This is a genomic window from Pseudomonas taetrolens, from assembly GCF_900475285.1.
Lineage (GTDB): Bacteria > Pseudomonadota > Gammaproteobacteria > Pseudomonadales > Pseudomonadaceae > Aquipseudomonas > Aquipseudomonas taetrolens.
Genome location: NZ_LS483370.1, coordinates 1,764,323 through 1,777,687 on the forward strand (window position 1 = coordinate 1,764,323; position 13,365 = coordinate 1,777,687).

Here is a 13,365-nt window from a genome sequence, read left to right on the forward strand (position 1 = left end):
GAAATGTCAGTGTTACCCGAACTGGAAGCGTTTTTGGAATTGGCTGAATTGAGCCGCATGACCGGCAAGAGCCAGCCGATGCACGAGATGACACCGGCCCAGGCCCGCGCTGAATTTGACCAAAGCTCACAGGTGTTTGATGTGCCTGTAGCCGATGTGGACAGCTACGACCTGCGGATTCCGGCGCGCGATGGTTTCAGCCTGCGGGCGCGGGTGTATCGCCGGCCGGGGCTGGAGGCGGGCCTGTTGCCTGTGGTGGTGTATTTCCACGGCGGCGGCTACGTGATTGGCAGCCTCGACAGCCATGACGCGCTGTGCCGCCGGTTGGCCTCGGCGGGGCATTTTGCGCTGCTGGCGGTGGATTACCGGCTGGCGCCGGAGTGGCTGTTCCCCACCGCGGTACATGATGCGTGCGACGCGGCCAACTGGCTGCTGCGCGGCGGCACCGAGCACGGTCTGGATCCGACGCGGGTGGCGTTTGCCGGTGACAGCGCGGGCGGTACCTTGAGCACGGTACTGTCGATACTGGCAGTCACCGATCCGCAGGAACTGGCCATTATCCCGCGGGCTCAAGTGTTGCTTTATCCGGTCACAGACGGCAGTCGCAAGCGCGATTCCCATGTGCGATTTGCTGAGGGCTATTTGCTCGAAACCGCGAGCATGGACTGGTTCTACCAGCATTACGCCCGCAACGCCGGCGATCTGAGCGATTGGCGCCTTTCGCCGTTGCTGGCGGCCGATGTCAGCGGGCTGGCGCCGGCACTGGTGTACCTGGCCGGCTACGACCCGCTGTATGACGAAGGGTTGGCGTATGCCCAGAGGCTCAAGCAGGCAGGCAATGAGGTCGTGCTGCTGCAAGAGCCGGGCATGACCCACGATTTCATGCGCATGAGCGGGCTGCTGGAAGAAATCCCTGGTATTCATGCGCGGGTGGCTGCGTGGCTGGATCAGCAGTTGGCGAGCTGATCCCGGCCGTCCTATAGCGCTGTGTGCCGGGTGGCGGCGGGCAACTGCACCGGGGTCAGCACGGGTCGTCCGGCATAAAAGGCCTCGAGGTTGTCGAGCACCAGTTGCACGGTGTCCTGTGCGGCCTGGGGCGATTGACCTGCGACGTGCGGCGTGAGCACCACATTGCTTAGCACCTTGAGGGCGTCAGGCACTTGAGGCTCGTCATCGAACACGTCCAGTCCGGCCCCGGCGATGCGGCCGTTGGCCAGCGCTTCAACCAGGGCCTGGGTGTCAACCACGCTGGCGCGAGCAATGTTGATCAGGTAGCCCTGCGGGCCCAGGGCATCAATCACGCTGCGGTCGATCAAGTGCCGGGTGTCGCCTCCGCCCGGCGTGGCCACGATCAGAAAATCCACCGTGCTGGCCAGCTCAAGCGCGCTGGCGCAGTAGGTGTACGGCGTACCGGGACGGGGCTGGCGATTGTGGTAGCTGATGTTCATGTCAAAACCCTGGGCGGCTCGCCTGGCGATGGCCAGGCCTACGGCACCGAGGCCGAGGATACCCATGCGCTTGCCTTCCAGGGTTGGCAGCATGGGTTTGTTCCACTCACTGCGCCGCACACTGGCGTCCAGTTGGGGAATGCTGCGCACCAGTGACAGCAGCAGCGCCATCGCGTGATCGGCGACCGTCGGGGCGTTGGCACCGGCACCGTTGGTCACGGTAATCACTCGATTGCTTGCCGCCTGCAAATCCACTTGCTCATAACCGGCGCCGATCACGCAGATGATCTGGAGTGCGGGCAGGGCGTCAATTTCATCCGCTCTCAGGCCCAATGGCCCACGCGTCAATACGGCCTGGATGCGGCCGCCATGTTCGGCAATCGCTTCGGCGCGGCTGGCCGGTGTCGGCGCACGAATCAGTTCAAAACCCGCTTGCTCCAGCAGCGGCAAGTAATCGTTTACCGCTTCAACCAGCACCAGCACTACATGGGGCATCTGTGTCTCCAGCCTTGGAATGTCGAGAGGGCACGAGGTTAGCACCTCTGGTACAAGGGTTTACGTGGGGCGGGTCGAGGAAAAGTGTGTTTTTTCGGGTTTTTCGGCTGCGCGGCAGGGGATCTGGGCTCACCGGGCCGTCCTGTGCTGGAGCCGGGCCGGGTCAGCCTGTTACCATTCGCCCTTTGTTTTATCTCCACTTCGAGACCGCCCATGACCACCGTTCGCACGCGCATCGCGCCATCGCCCACCGGCGACCCCCACGTCGGCACCGCTTACATCGCTTTGTTCAACTACTGCTTTGCCAAGCAGCATGGCGGCGAGTTCATCCTGCGGATCGAAGACACCGACCAGTTGCGTTCGACCCGCGAGTCCGAAGAGCAGATCTACGACGCCCTGCGCTGGTTGGGTATTACCTGGAGCGAAGGCCCTGACGTTGGCGGCCCGCATGGCCCTTATCGTCAAAGCGAACGCAGCGAGATCTACAAGAAGTACACCCAGCAACTGGTCGACATGGGCCATGCGTTCCCGTGCTTCTGTACCGCTGAAGAGCTGGACCAGATGCGCGCCGAGCAAATGGCCAAGGGTGAAACCCCGCGCTACGACGGCCGTGCATTGCTGCTGTCGAAAGAAGAAGTTGCGAGCCGCCTGGCCGCTGGCGAGCCCCACGTGATCCGCATGAAAGTGCCGACCGAAGGTGTGTGCGTGGTGCCGGACCTGCTGCGTGGCGAGGTCGAGATCCCGTGGGATCGCATGGACATGCAAGTTCTGATGAAGACCGACGGCCTGCCGACGTACTTCCTGGCCAACGTGGTCGACGACCACTTGATGGGCATCACCCACGTCCTGCGCGGTGAAGAATGGCTGCCTTCGGCGCCGAAGCTGATCCTGCTGTACGAATACTTCGGTTGGGAAAAACCCCAGCTGTGCTACATGCCGCTGCTGCGTAACCCGGACAAAAGCAAGCTGTCCAAGCGCAAGAACCCGACATCGGTGACGTTCTACGAGCGCATGGGCTTCATGCCTGAAGCGATGCTCAACTACCTGGGCCGCATGGGCTGGTCGATGCCGGACGAGCGCGAGAAGTTCTCGTTGCAGGAAATGGTCGACAACTTTGACCTGTCCCGTGTTTCGCTGGGTGGGCCGATCTTTGACGTCGAGAAGCTGTCCTGGCTTAACGGTCAGTGGCTGCGTGACCTGCCGCTGGAAGAGTTCGCCAGTCGCGTTCAGCAATGGGCGCTGAACCCTGAATACATGATGAAGATCGCGCCGCTGGTCCAGGGCCGGGTTGAAACCTTCAGCCAGATCGCGCCACTGGCCGGGTTCTTCTTCGCAGGTGGCCTGCAACTGGATGCCAAGCTGTTCGAACACAAGAAGCTGTCCAATGATCAAGTGCGCCAACTGATGCAACTGATCCTGTGGAAGCTCGAGAGCCTGCGCCAGTGGGAAAAAGAGCCGATTACCGCCTGCATTCAGTCGGTAGTTGAGTACCTTGAATTGAAACTGCGCGATGCCATGCCGCTGATGTTCGCTTCGATCACGGGCCAGGCCAGCTCGGTCTCGGTTCTGGACGCCATGGAGATCCTGGGGCCGGACCTGACCCGTTTCCGTCTGCGCCAGGCACTGGATCTGCTGGGCGGCGTGTCCAAGAAAGAAAATAAAGAGTGGGAAAAGCTGTTCAGCGCGATGAATTGATCCGCGTTTAATAATCCGTAGCCGCTGGCGAAGGCTGGGTTTGGGGCGCAGCCTTCGTAAAGGCTGAGTGCAAGGTTTGACTGAAAAATCGCGCATTCAGGTTTTACGGTGGCTTTGCAATCGAACGCAGCCTCGTTCCTTCGGCAGCTGCTACGGCACTGCGGTTGAGACTTGGGCCCGTATTTACGGGGGCAGGGGGGTAAGTGGTTGTTCTCACGGCAAATTTTTTTAAAAAACTTTTAAAATAAGTTTGACAGCCTCCCGAACCGGTCTTAATATGCGCCCCGTCCACACAGCAACACGCAACACTGACTGTTTGGGGCTATAGCTCAGCTGGGAGAGCGCTTGCATGGCATGCAAGAGGTCAACGGTTCGATCCCGTTTAGCTCCACCAAATTTACAGTTCAAGGTCTGGCCACACCGGCCTTGAATCGATCAGCGCTCAGCACTGGTCAGTTGTATAGAAGGGTTACGTCCCCTTCGTCTAGTGGCCTAGGACACCGCCCTTTCACGGCGGTAACAGGGGTTCGAGTCCCCTAGGGGACGCCAGTTTTACAGAAGCAGCACTTCGGTGATGCTCCGCCGCCAGGCGATAAATCGGGGCTATAGCTCAGCTGGGAGAGCGCTTGCATGGCATGCAAGAGGTCAACGGTTCGATCCCGTTTAGCTCCACCAATTTACAGTTCAACGTCGGGCCACACTGACGTTGAATCGATCAGGCCAAACGCCTGATCACTGTTAGAAGGGTTTGTGTCCCCTTCGTCTAGTGGCCTAGGACACCGCCCTTTCACGGCGGTAACAGGGGTTCGAGTCCCCTAGGGGACGCCACGATTACCCGCTCTGCGGGATTTTTAAGGGTCATTCAATTATTGAATGGCCCTTTTGTTTGTCTGGCGTTTGCCCGATCCTGACCTTTTGCGCCCGTCTCAGTCCACCTCATGCCTTTGCGCAGGCGGGGTGCGTTACACTGCGCCCTTTATGTGCGCACACGGAGACAAGGCATGAGTTGGGATTTGGCGACACCGTTCATCATTGATCTGCAAGTGCAGGCCGAAGACATCGACGGGTTTGGCCATGCCAATAACGCCGCCTATGTCGTCTGGCTGGAACGTTGCGCCTGGCGTCATTCGCAACGACTGGGGCTCGACCTTGCCGAGTACCGCAGGCTTGACCGGGCAATGGCCGTGGGCCGGCACGAGATTGATTACCTCGCCAGCGCCTATGAAGGCGACGAGTTGCAACTGGCGACCTGGATTGTCGATTGTGACCAGCGCCTGCGCATGACGCGGCGCTTCCAGCTGATACGTCCGAGTGACGGCAAGACCTTGCTGCGCGCTCAAACCACGTTTGTCTGTATCGAGCTGTCCAGCGGCAAGGCCAAGCGCTTGCCTGCGGAGTTTCTCGAAGGTTATAGCCCGGTGGTCGTGACGAGCTGAACGAAGCCCCGTAAACTGCCGCACGTTTTTTATGAGAGTCACCCATGCAAATTGCTTTGGCGCCGATGGAGGGGTTGGTCGACAACATCCTGCGTGATGTTTTGACCCGTACCGGCGGTATTGATTGGTGCGTGACCGAATTTATTCGGGTCACCGAGCGGCTGCTGCCCGAAGCCTACTTCCACAAGCTTGCTCCCGAACTCCAGCACGGCGCCAAAACCCGTGCCGGTGTGCCCTTGCGCGTGCAATTGCTGGGGTCGGATCCGGCCTGCCTGGCGGACAACGCGGCCTTGGCCTGCCAGCTGGGCTCGGAGGTGATTGACCTGAACTTTGGTTGCCCGGCCAAAACCGTGAACAAGTCCCGTGGCGGTGCGGTGCTGCTCAAGGAGCCCGAGCTGTTGCACGCCATCCTGCTGCAAGTACGGCGTACGGTGCCTGCGCATATCCCGGTGACGGCCAAGATGCGTCTGGGGTTTGACACGCCTGACAGTGCCAATGAATGCGCCATTGCCCTTGCCGAAGGCGGCGCCAGCCAGATCGTGGTGCATGCGCGGACCAAGATGGACGGTTACAAGCCTCCGGCGCACTGGGAGTACATCGCCCAGGTGCAAGAGGCGGTCAAGGTGCCGGTGTTTGCCAACGGTGACATCTGGTCGGTGGAAGACTGGCGCCGTTGTCGCGAAATCAGTGGCGCGCAAGACATCATGCTGGGTCGCGGGCTGGTGTCACGTCCGGATCTGGCCCGGCAAATCGCTGCGGCGCAGGCGGGCGAAGAGGTGGTGGAAATGACCTGGGCGGACTTGCAGCCCATGATCCGTGACTTTTGGGCCCAGGCAGAGGCTCAGTTGACTCCGCGTTCGGCTCCGGGGCGTCTCAAGCAGTGGCTGGCCATGCTGACACGCAATTACCCTGAGGCGGCAGTGCTGTTCAACGCCATGCGTCGCGAGACCGACTGTGAGAAGGTCCGTCATCTGGTTAACAGCTCAGATTTTCAAGCGGTTTGAGCAGGGCGAATTTTTTTCAAAAAAGCCCCTTGAAATGACATTGCCGATCCTTATTTAGCGAGTACGCGATGCCGAAACCGGGTCGCGGAGACAAAATCTCGCTGAAATCAGGAGGCTAAATGATGAGCAACGCATTTTCCATGGCGCCACTGTTCCGTAATTCTGTCGGTTTTGACCGTTTTAGTGATTTGTTTGAAACAGCATTGCGCAATGAGTCGAGTGGTGGCTATCCACCTTACAACGTTGAAAAACGCGGTGAAGATCAATACCGCATCGTTGTAGCGGCAGCAGGCTTCCAGCAAGAAGACCTGGATCTGCAAGTCGAGAAAGGTGTGCTGACGGTGAGCGGCAGCAAGCGTGAAACTGCTAACGACGAAGGCCTGACCTATCTGCATCAGGGCATTGCCCAGCGGGCCTTTAAGTTGTCCTTCCGTCTTGATGACCACATCGAGATCAAAGGCGCAGGCTTGAGCAATGGCTTGCTGAGCATCGACCTGCAGCGGGTCGTACCGGAAGAGGCAAAAGCCAAACGCATCCCTATCAACGGGGAGCAACAGCCTGCACTGCAGCACTGATCCGGACCGCGTGGAACCCCGTCGTCAAGGCGGGGTTCTTTTGAAGGTCAGGGAGCGTGCAGGCATGTGTCTTGACGGGCAGTACGCAGGCATTTGCTTTTGACCCTCTCCCCGGAGCAAGTGCCTGCATTTTCCTTCATGCCCTCGACCCTGCCACCGGGCGATTACTGGGCGGCCTGTCTGGCAGTGCCCTGGCGGTTCTGCAGGTTTTTGTCGGCTTTGTAGCGCAACGCGACTTCCGGCACGCTGCCGCTTTTACCGGTTTCGATCCATTTGCGAATGCGCCCGGCATCGGCAAAGTGCGTGTATTTGCCGAAAGCATCGAGGATCACCAGCGACACCGGACGATTCCCCATCTCGGTCACCAGCACCAGGCAATGTCCGGCCTGGTTGGTGAAGCCGGTTTTGGTCAGATGGATATTCCACTTTTCCTTGTTCACCAGATGGTCGGTATTGCGAAAGCCCAGGGTGTAGTTGGGCTTGCGGAATGCGACGGTCTTTTCCTTGGTGGTACTGAGCTGGCTGAGCACCGGGTAATGGCGTGCGGCGGCCAGCAGTTTGCTCAAGTCCCGGGCCGTCGAGACGTTGTGGGTCGACAGGCCGGTCGGCTCGACATAATGGGTGCTCATCATGCCCAGGCGTTTGGCCTTGGCGTTCATCGCGGCAATAAAGGCCACGTAGCCGCCCGGATAATGGTGGGCAAGGCTGGCTGCGGCGCGGTTCTCCGATGACATCAGGGTGATCAGCATCATCTCCCGACGGGACAGCTCACTATTGAGCTTGACGCGGGAAAACACGCCTTTCATCTCCGGGGTGTCGCTGATATTGACCGAGATGAATTCATCCATCGGCAACTTGGCGTCCAGAACCACCATGGCCGTCATCAGCTTGGTCACCGAGGCGATCGGGACAATCACGTCCGGGTTGCTGGCATAAATGATCTTGTTGGTTTTCAGGTCGATCAACATCGCGCTACCGGAGGCGATGTGCAGTTGTGAGGTATCCCGTGGGGCAGAAATGCTTTCAGCCGCTGCGGCGATTGAAGAGGCGCCAGTGCCTGTCAGAACGAGAAACAGGCTCAAAATGGATAGATGAATTTTCACGCAGATTGACTCAAGGAGGGGTGGGATGTGCTGTGTCGCAACGGTTGTTTTACACATTGCGTTACATTTAGAGAGTATGGATCAATAACGTTCAAAATGCCTGACATTGCAGGGGCTTGGAGCGTGTTTTTCATGTGAATAATTGTTCGCGGATTTTCCTGCCTGCGGCTGCGGCAGGAAGCGCTTGAAGGGCCGGCAATTGTGTAAAATGCCGGCTCTTGAAAATGACCGGCCCGCCCGATGACCCCTGAAGCCTTAAGCATCCTGCAACTTCACTTATTGACTGCGCTGCAGACTGCGCCCGACGAAACCCGGCGCTTGTTTCATGGCCGTGGACGTTGCTGGCCGGGCCTTGAGCAACTGACAGTCGATTGGCTGCAAGGCGTGGTACTGGTCTCGCTGTTCAAGGCACCGGATGCAGAGCAACTGGCCGCGCTGAAAGCGTTGCTGCTGGAGGTTGCTCAATCACCCGCGTGGCAAGCCAGTGGTGCCCACACGCTGGTGCTGCAGCATCGTTATACGCTGCAGAGCGATACCGAGTGGCTGGTGGGTGAGGCAATCGATGAATGGACCCTGACCGAAGGCGGTTTACGCTACCGTGTGGACCTGGGTCGCAAGCAGAACAACGGTCTGTTTCTGGATATGCGCTACGGTCGCGACTGGGTGCGGGCCAACGCCGAAGGCAAGCGAGTCTTGAATCTGTTTGCCTATACGTGCGGGTTCTCGGTGGCCGCGATTGAAGGGGGCGCCGAACATGTGGTCAATCTCGACATGTCCCGTGCGGCCTTGAGCCGTGGTCGCGATAATCATCGGCTGAACGGGCATGACATGACCCGGGTGACATTCCTGGGGCATGAGTTGTTCAAATCCTGGGGCAAGGTCAAAAGTACCGGGCCTTACGATCTGGTGATTATCGATCCGCCGTCCTTTCAGAAAGGCAGTTTCTTGCTGACCAAGGATTATCAGCGAGTGGTGCGGCGCTTGCCGGAGTTGCTGAGCGAGAACGGCACAGTACTGGCGTGCATGAACGACCCGTCACTGGGTTCGGACTTTTTGATCGACGGTGTGACCCGTGATGCGCCTGGCCTGCGATTTGAGCAGCGGCTTGAAAATCCGCCGGAGTTTCCTGACGCCGATGCGGAGTGCGGTTTGAAGGCGCTGGTGTTCAGGCAGGGCATCTGACAGGCAAAAAAAAAGCCCGCGGGGGAGGGTGCGGGCGAAGGGTTCATTAAATGAGCATCCCGACTCTATAACCTGCAGCCGGCGAGTTCAGTGAAATAAAATTCATCTCGACCGTAGTCGCTGCCTCAGGCTGCGATGGGTTGCGAAGCGACCCTGAACGCTTGAAGTCCCTTCGGACCTTATCGCAGCCTTCGGCGGCGGCTACAAAAGCGCCCCGGTTCCGATGTGGCGCAGCTGGACGCGACCTCGTTGTACTCGATCGCTGCTACAGATTGTGGTTACGGGAATCAGGTGCGCGACGATTCAAACAGGAACCACACGCGGCGTTCGGCTTCGTCGATCCAGTTTTCCAGCAGGCTGGTGGTGGCAACGTCTCCCAGTTCCGAGCACATGTCGTGGGTTTCGCGCATGTAGGCTGCGAGCTGGATGTTGTCTTCCCGCAGTTCAGCCAGCATGTCTGCCGGGGTGACGAAGTCGGCGTCGTTATCCAGCAGTCGCTGGAGCTTCTTGATATGGCCAATGGAGCGGATCGTGGTGCGCCCCAGCTTGCGCACGCGCTCGGCGATGGCGTCGACGGTGGCATAAATCTGGTCCGCCTGCTCGTCCAGCAGCAGGTGGAAGTCGCGGAAGTGCGGGCCGGACATGTGCCAGTGGAAATTCTTGGTCTTCAGGTAGATGGCAAAGGTGTCCGCCAGCAGCGCGTTCAGTTCGGCGGCGATATTGATGCACGCTTCTTCACTTAGCGCTGAAGGGGTCCGCAGATCGGCCTTTCTGCTTTCCTTGGCGGATTTCAGGTCTTTCATGATGGTTCCTCATGCAGTCAGTTGAAGGGGACACACCGTGTCATTGCGGCTGACTTAAGACCAGGAACAGGCTTTCGTCAAACCCGCGGCCCGGAGCTAAATCCTTGCCGGAGGGACAAAGAGCAAGATCATTCAAGACTTGCGCGGGTGTTGTTGCGACCCTTTGCCGCTGCTTACTGCCGGGATGTTTTTGATGCCTACTTCACTTCCTCGCGTCGCCTTCATTCGCGGCACGATCGCTTGTCTTCCACTGACGCTGGCATGTGCGCCCTGGGGGTTGCTGGCAGGCTCGACCGCCATTGATGCGCAGTTGACCCCGATGCAGGCCCAGGGGTTGTCAATGTTCGTGTTTGCCGGAGCCGCCCAACTGGTGGCCATTGGCATGATCAAGGGCGGGGCCAGTGTGCTGTCGATTTTGCTCACGACCCTGCTGCTCACGTCGCAGCACCTGCTGTACGCCATGCACTTGCGTCCGGTGCTGTCGCCGCTGGCACCCAAGTGGCGATGCGGACTGGGTTTCTTGCTCACCGATGAATTCTTTGCGCTGGTCAGCCCGTTTGACCGGCAGACATTCAACCGCTGGTATGCGCTGGGTGTCGGGCTGTGCATGTACGTAGGCTGGAACCTGTTCACTTGCCTCGGCGTGGTGCTGGGCAAAAGCATTCCCGGGCTCGATCAACTGGGGCTGGAATTCTCGATTGCCGCGACCTTCATCGCCCTGATCACCCCCGTGGTGCGCTCCGTGCCCACGGTCGTGTGCGTCGCAGTTTCACTGTTGAGCGTGGTGCTGTTCAGTTACTGGCAATGGGAGTCGGCCATTGTGCTGGCCGGGCTGGCGGGCATGACCGCCGGGTATCTGTGCAAGCGACTGGGAGGGCTCTTGGCATGATGTGGGTGATTATCGGGGGGATGACGCTGATTCTGTTTTTCAATCGCTACCTGTTTTTGGAGCCGCGATTACCGATTCGCTTGAATCGCGGGGTTCGGGAGTTCCTGGGGTTTGCCGTGCCGGGCATGCTCACTGCGATTTGCGGGCCGATCATTTTCGTCAAGGATCATGCGCTGGACTTGAGTCCGACCAATCCGTATCTGCTGGCCGGCCTGTGTGCGATAGGGTTGATGCTCTGGAGCCGTAACGTGTTGCTCAGTGTTGCGTCCAGTGTTGCGCTGTTTTATCTGTTTCGCGGCTGGCTTTGACCTGTGCGGCGGCCCGTGACGTAAAGGGGCCGCTGACGGCAACACCTTCGCTGACCACATACCAGCAGGCGAGAAGTCCGTCGGCGCGAAGCGGAGCGGGTACTGCGCTACCTACGACAGACATCACCTGAAGCTTTGACATAGACACCTCCTGTAAACAATGGCATCACTTTACGGTGTGGGCCGTCGCACAAAAAATCATTGCGCGTGATAGTCGCCATCGATAGCGGTGAAGGTGTTTGGAGCGGTGGTTTAATCGACCACCTGGTCGAGCATGTGCATGACGTCCTGATCGCTCATCAAGCCCTTGGCCACCAGATGCTGGGCCAGTAACGAAACCAGCTTGGCGCTGCGATGGGCTTCAAGCTGCTTGAGCTCGGTCAAGGTGTTGTACACCTTGCTCGACGTGCACAGGCCAGCGGTGCGATGGGGGTTTTGTGTGGGCATTGCAGTCATCCTTGTTGTTATGTGCCGATATTCCCTGTTTCTATCAGACCTGCCATCCGCTGTACAAGCCTGCCTGCATGGCCTCGGCGACGATCAGCAGTGCCGCCGACATCCCGGGAGTAGCGCAAGGCGTGTTCACGGGCTCCTTTGGCAAGCGGGCCGGCCTGAACTGCAGCCTCTGCTGCGCGGTGAGTCAGTGCAGGGGGGGCAATTTAAACAGAGTGTCACCTAGGCCTGGATTTTGTGTAAGGTCTGATTCCGCTGACGCGTTTCAGCACGCGCGCGGGTAACAATATCGACAAGAAACCATGACGGCGTGCGCCGTTTATCCAACAGCCTTTTGCAAGGAGATGAGCATGCAAATGAATCCGGACAAAGATACCCAGCTGTGCATGTCATTGTCGGCCCGACCGGGGAACTTCGGACTGCGTTTTCATAATCATCTGTACGAACAGCTGGGCCTGAACTTTTACTACAAGGCCTTCAGCAGCCAGGATCTTGCGGGTGCGGTCGCAGGGATCCGCGCCCTGGGCATTCGTGGTTGCGGGGTGTCGATGCCCTTCAAGGAAGCCTGCATTGCACTGGTTGACGAGCTGGATGCGTCTGCTCAGGCCATCCAGTCGATCAATACGATTGTGAACACCGATGGCTACCTCAAGGCGTACAACACGGACTACATCGCCATTGCGCAGTTGCTCGACAGCCATGATGTGCCCCGGGACACGACGTTTGCGCTGCGGGGCAGCGGTGGCATGGCCAAGGCGGTGGCTTCGGCGTTGCGTGATGGCGGTTATGACAACGGGGTGATTGTGGCGCGCAATGAAGCCACGGGTGCTGCCCTGGCCAAGAGCTGCGGCTATGAATGGCAACCAGCGCTGGGTGCGCACAGGCCGCAGATGCTGATCAATGTGACCCCGGTGGGCATGACAGGCGGGGCGGAGGCCGATTTACTGGCGTTCGAGGCTGATGCGGTTGATCGTGCCGAGATTATCTTCGATGTCGTGGCGATCCCGTCAGAAACCCCCTTGATTGTGCGTGGTCGCGATCAGGGCAAAAAGGTCATCACCGGCCTTGAGGTCATTGCGATCCAGGCCCTGGAGCAGTTTGTGCTCTACACCGGCGTTCGGCCGACGCAGGCACAGTTCCAGGCGGCAGTGGCGTTTGCCCGGGGGTAAGGCGGCGCCGGGCGAGCAGGGTCTCGCCCGGCTACGGGGTTATTCGAGTTCGGCGAGGCGGGCTTCGAGCGCTGCGATCCGGGCTTCAAGGGCCTCGAAGCGCTCCAGGGTGTCTGCTGACCCCGGGCTGCGTTCGGCAGGCTGCTGGCGAGCGGCGAGGATGGCCTCGATGTCGGCCGGGTCGCCCAAGGCATGCATGTAGCGGTCTTCGCGCTGGCCGCTCTGGCGCGGCAGCAACAGCGCCAGATCCCGGGCGATCAAGCGTTCGAGCTGATGCTGAACCTGAGCGCTGTCTTCAAAGTCGTGCATGCGTGCGCTGCGGGTCAACAGCTCGTTCAGCGTTTGCGGTCCTCGCAAAAACAGCAGCCCCATCAACACCACTTGGGCGGGCACCAGCTCCAGCGCTTTGTCGACCTTATGCTCCCAGCGGTCGGCACGGCTACCCATGACCAGACGGGTAAAGCCACGCCCCTCAAGGGCTCGCAGGCTTTGACCGACCTGACCCTGGTTGAGGTTCATCACGGGCTCGCGGCTGGTTTTCTGGTTGCAGGCCAGTACCAGTGCATTCAGGGTCAGCGGGTAAGTGTCAGGATGAGTGGCCTGTTTTTCAATCAGGGAGCCGAGGACTCGCAGCTCGACCGTGTTCAAACGGGGCTCGCTGCCAGACTCGGTGGGTGTGGTTTCTGGAAACTGACTCACGGGGACATCCATTTTCTTCTCCATCTTCAGCAACTGTTGTCAGCGGCCATTGTGGAGTTTTTTCGCAAGCAGGGCGACTTTTGTGAGATCAGCTCATTGGTGATTC

At 59.3% G+C, this 13,365-nt stretch carries 15 protein-coding genes and 4 tRNA genes; 13 read left to right on the top strand and 6 right to left on the bottom strand.

The window, feature by feature from the left end:
- The first annotated feature begins 3 nt into the window (after positions 1-3).
- Positions 4-966: an alpha/beta hydrolase gene (locus DQN55_RS08230; RefSeq protein ID WP_048383246.1), complete on the top strand. Its 963-nt coding sequence runs from the start codon at positions 4-6 to the stop codon at positions 964-966.
- 11 nt (positions 967-977) lie between these two features.
- Here the strand turns inward: DQN55_RS08230 and DQN55_RS08235 are convergent, their stop codons facing one another.
- Positions 978-1,943, bottom strand: a complete 966-nt coding sequence (locus DQN55_RS08235) for a 2-hydroxyacid dehydrogenase (protein ID WP_048383247.1) — start codon at positions 1,941-1,943, stop codon at positions 978-980.
- A 213-nt stretch (positions 1,944-2,156) separates the two neighbouring features.
- Between DQN55_RS08235 and gltX the strand changes: the two genes are divergently transcribed.
- From gltX to DQN55_RS08275, 8 genes are all read left to right on the top strand, one after another.
- A complete protein-coding gene (gltX, locus tag DQN55_RS08240) occupies positions 2,157-3,638 on the top strand; it encodes a glutamate--tRNA ligase (RefSeq protein WP_048383248.1) in 1,482 nt (493 codons plus the stop codon).
- Between the two features lie 318 nt (positions 3,639-3,956).
- Positions 3,957-4,032: transfer RNA gene (locus tag DQN55_RS08245), tRNA-Ala, on the top strand.
- A gap of 79 nt (positions 4,033-4,111) precedes the next feature.
- Positions 4,112-4,187, top strand: a tRNA-Glu gene (locus DQN55_RS08250).
- Positions 4,188-4,237: 50 nt separating this feature from the next.
- Positions 4,238-4,313 (top strand) — tRNA-Ala (locus tag DQN55_RS08255).
- A gap of 77 nt (positions 4,314-4,390) precedes the next feature.
- Positions 4,391-4,466: transfer RNA gene (locus DQN55_RS08260), tRNA-Glu, on the top strand.
- Between the two features lie 173 nt (positions 4,467-4,639).
- Positions 4,640-5,074: an acyl-CoA thioesterase gene (locus DQN55_RS08265; RefSeq protein ID WP_048383249.1), complete on the top strand. Its 435-nt coding sequence runs from the start codon at positions 4,640-4,642 to the stop codon at positions 5,072-5,074.
- Positions 5,075-5,118: 44 nt separating this feature from the next.
- Positions 5,119-6,078, top strand: a complete 960-nt coding sequence (locus DQN55_RS08270) for a tRNA dihydrouridine synthase (RefSeq protein ID WP_048383250.1) — start codon at positions 5,119-5,121, stop codon at positions 6,076-6,078.
- A gap of 122 nt (positions 6,079-6,200) precedes the next feature.
- Positions 6,201-6,653: an Hsp20 family protein gene (locus tag DQN55_RS08275; protein WP_048383428.1), complete on the top strand. Its 453-nt coding sequence runs from the start codon at positions 6,201-6,203 to the stop codon at positions 6,651-6,653.
- Between the two features lie 164 nt (positions 6,654-6,817).
- Here the strand turns inward: DQN55_RS08275 and pbpG are convergent, their stop codons facing one another.
- Positions 6,818-7,756: a D-alanyl-D-alanine endopeptidase gene (pbpG, locus tag DQN55_RS08280; RefSeq protein WP_048383251.1), complete on the bottom strand. Its 939-nt coding sequence runs from the start codon at positions 7,754-7,756 to the stop codon at positions 6,818-6,820.
- A 240-nt stretch (positions 7,757-7,996) separates the two neighbouring features.
- On the opposite strand from pbpG, the gene DQN55_RS08285 reads away from it, so the two are divergent.
- The gene (locus DQN55_RS08285; RefSeq protein ID WP_048383252.1) at positions 7,997-8,938 is read left to right on the top strand and encodes a class I SAM-dependent methyltransferase; all 942 of its coding nucleotides are present in this window, start codon (positions 7,997-7,999) and stop codon (positions 8,936-8,938) included.
- 287 nt (positions 8,939-9,225) lie between these two features.
- Here DQN55_RS08285 and DQN55_RS08290 read toward each other — a convergent pair whose 3' ends face one another.
- Positions 9,226-9,741, bottom strand: coding sequence for a Dps family protein (locus DQN55_RS08290; protein WP_048383253.1), 516 nt, complete (start codon positions 9,739-9,741; stop codon positions 9,226-9,228).
- A gap of 193 nt (positions 9,742-9,934) precedes the next feature.
- On the opposite strand from DQN55_RS08290, the gene DQN55_RS08295 reads away from it, so the two are divergent.
- Both DQN55_RS08295 and DQN55_RS08300 read left to right on the top strand, forming a co-directional pair.
- Positions 9,935-10,630, top strand: a complete 696-nt coding sequence (locus DQN55_RS08295) for an AzlC family ABC transporter permease (protein WP_048383254.1) — start codon at positions 9,935-9,937, stop codon at positions 10,628-10,630.
- Positions 10,627-10,938 carry an AzlD domain-containing protein gene (locus tag DQN55_RS08300; RefSeq protein ID WP_048383255.1) on the top strand — a complete coding sequence of 104 codons (312 nt, stop codon included), beginning with the start codon at positions 10,627-10,629 and terminating at the stop codon, positions 10,936-10,938. Before DQN55_RS08295 ends, DQN55_RS08300 begins: the two co-directional genes overlap by 4 nt.
- On the opposite strand, the gene DQN55_RS22385 is transcribed toward DQN55_RS08300, so the two are convergent.
- Both DQN55_RS22385 and DQN55_RS08310 read right to left on the bottom strand, forming a co-directional pair.
- Positions 10,886-11,080 (bottom strand): hypothetical protein, encoded by a 195-nt coding sequence (locus DQN55_RS22385; RefSeq protein WP_074702897.1) that lies wholly within the window; start codon positions 11,078-11,080, stop codon positions 10,886-10,888. The two genes, DQN55_RS08300 and DQN55_RS22385, sit on opposite strands and share 53 nt — an antisense overlap.
- A 110-nt stretch (positions 11,081-11,190) precedes the next feature.
- Positions 11,191-11,385: a hypothetical protein gene (locus DQN55_RS08310; protein WP_048383256.1), complete on the bottom strand. Its 195-nt coding sequence runs from the start codon at positions 11,383-11,385 to the stop codon at positions 11,191-11,193.
- A gap of 356 nt (positions 11,386-11,741) precedes the next feature.
- Here DQN55_RS08310 and DQN55_RS08315 point away from each other — a divergent pair, with 356 nt between their 5' ends.
- Positions 11,742-12,560, top strand: a complete 819-nt coding sequence (locus DQN55_RS08315; protein ID WP_048383257.1) for a shikimate 5-dehydrogenase — start codon at positions 11,742-11,744, stop codon at positions 12,558-12,560.
- Positions 12,561-12,599: 39 nt separating this feature from the next.
- Here the strand turns inward: DQN55_RS08315 and DQN55_RS08320 are convergent, their stop codons facing one another.
- Positions 12,600-13,271 (bottom strand): YceH family protein, encoded by a 672-nt coding sequence (locus tag DQN55_RS08320; RefSeq protein WP_048383258.1) that lies wholly within the window; start codon positions 13,269-13,271, stop codon positions 12,600-12,602.
- Positions 13,272-13,365: the final 94 nt, after the last annotated feature.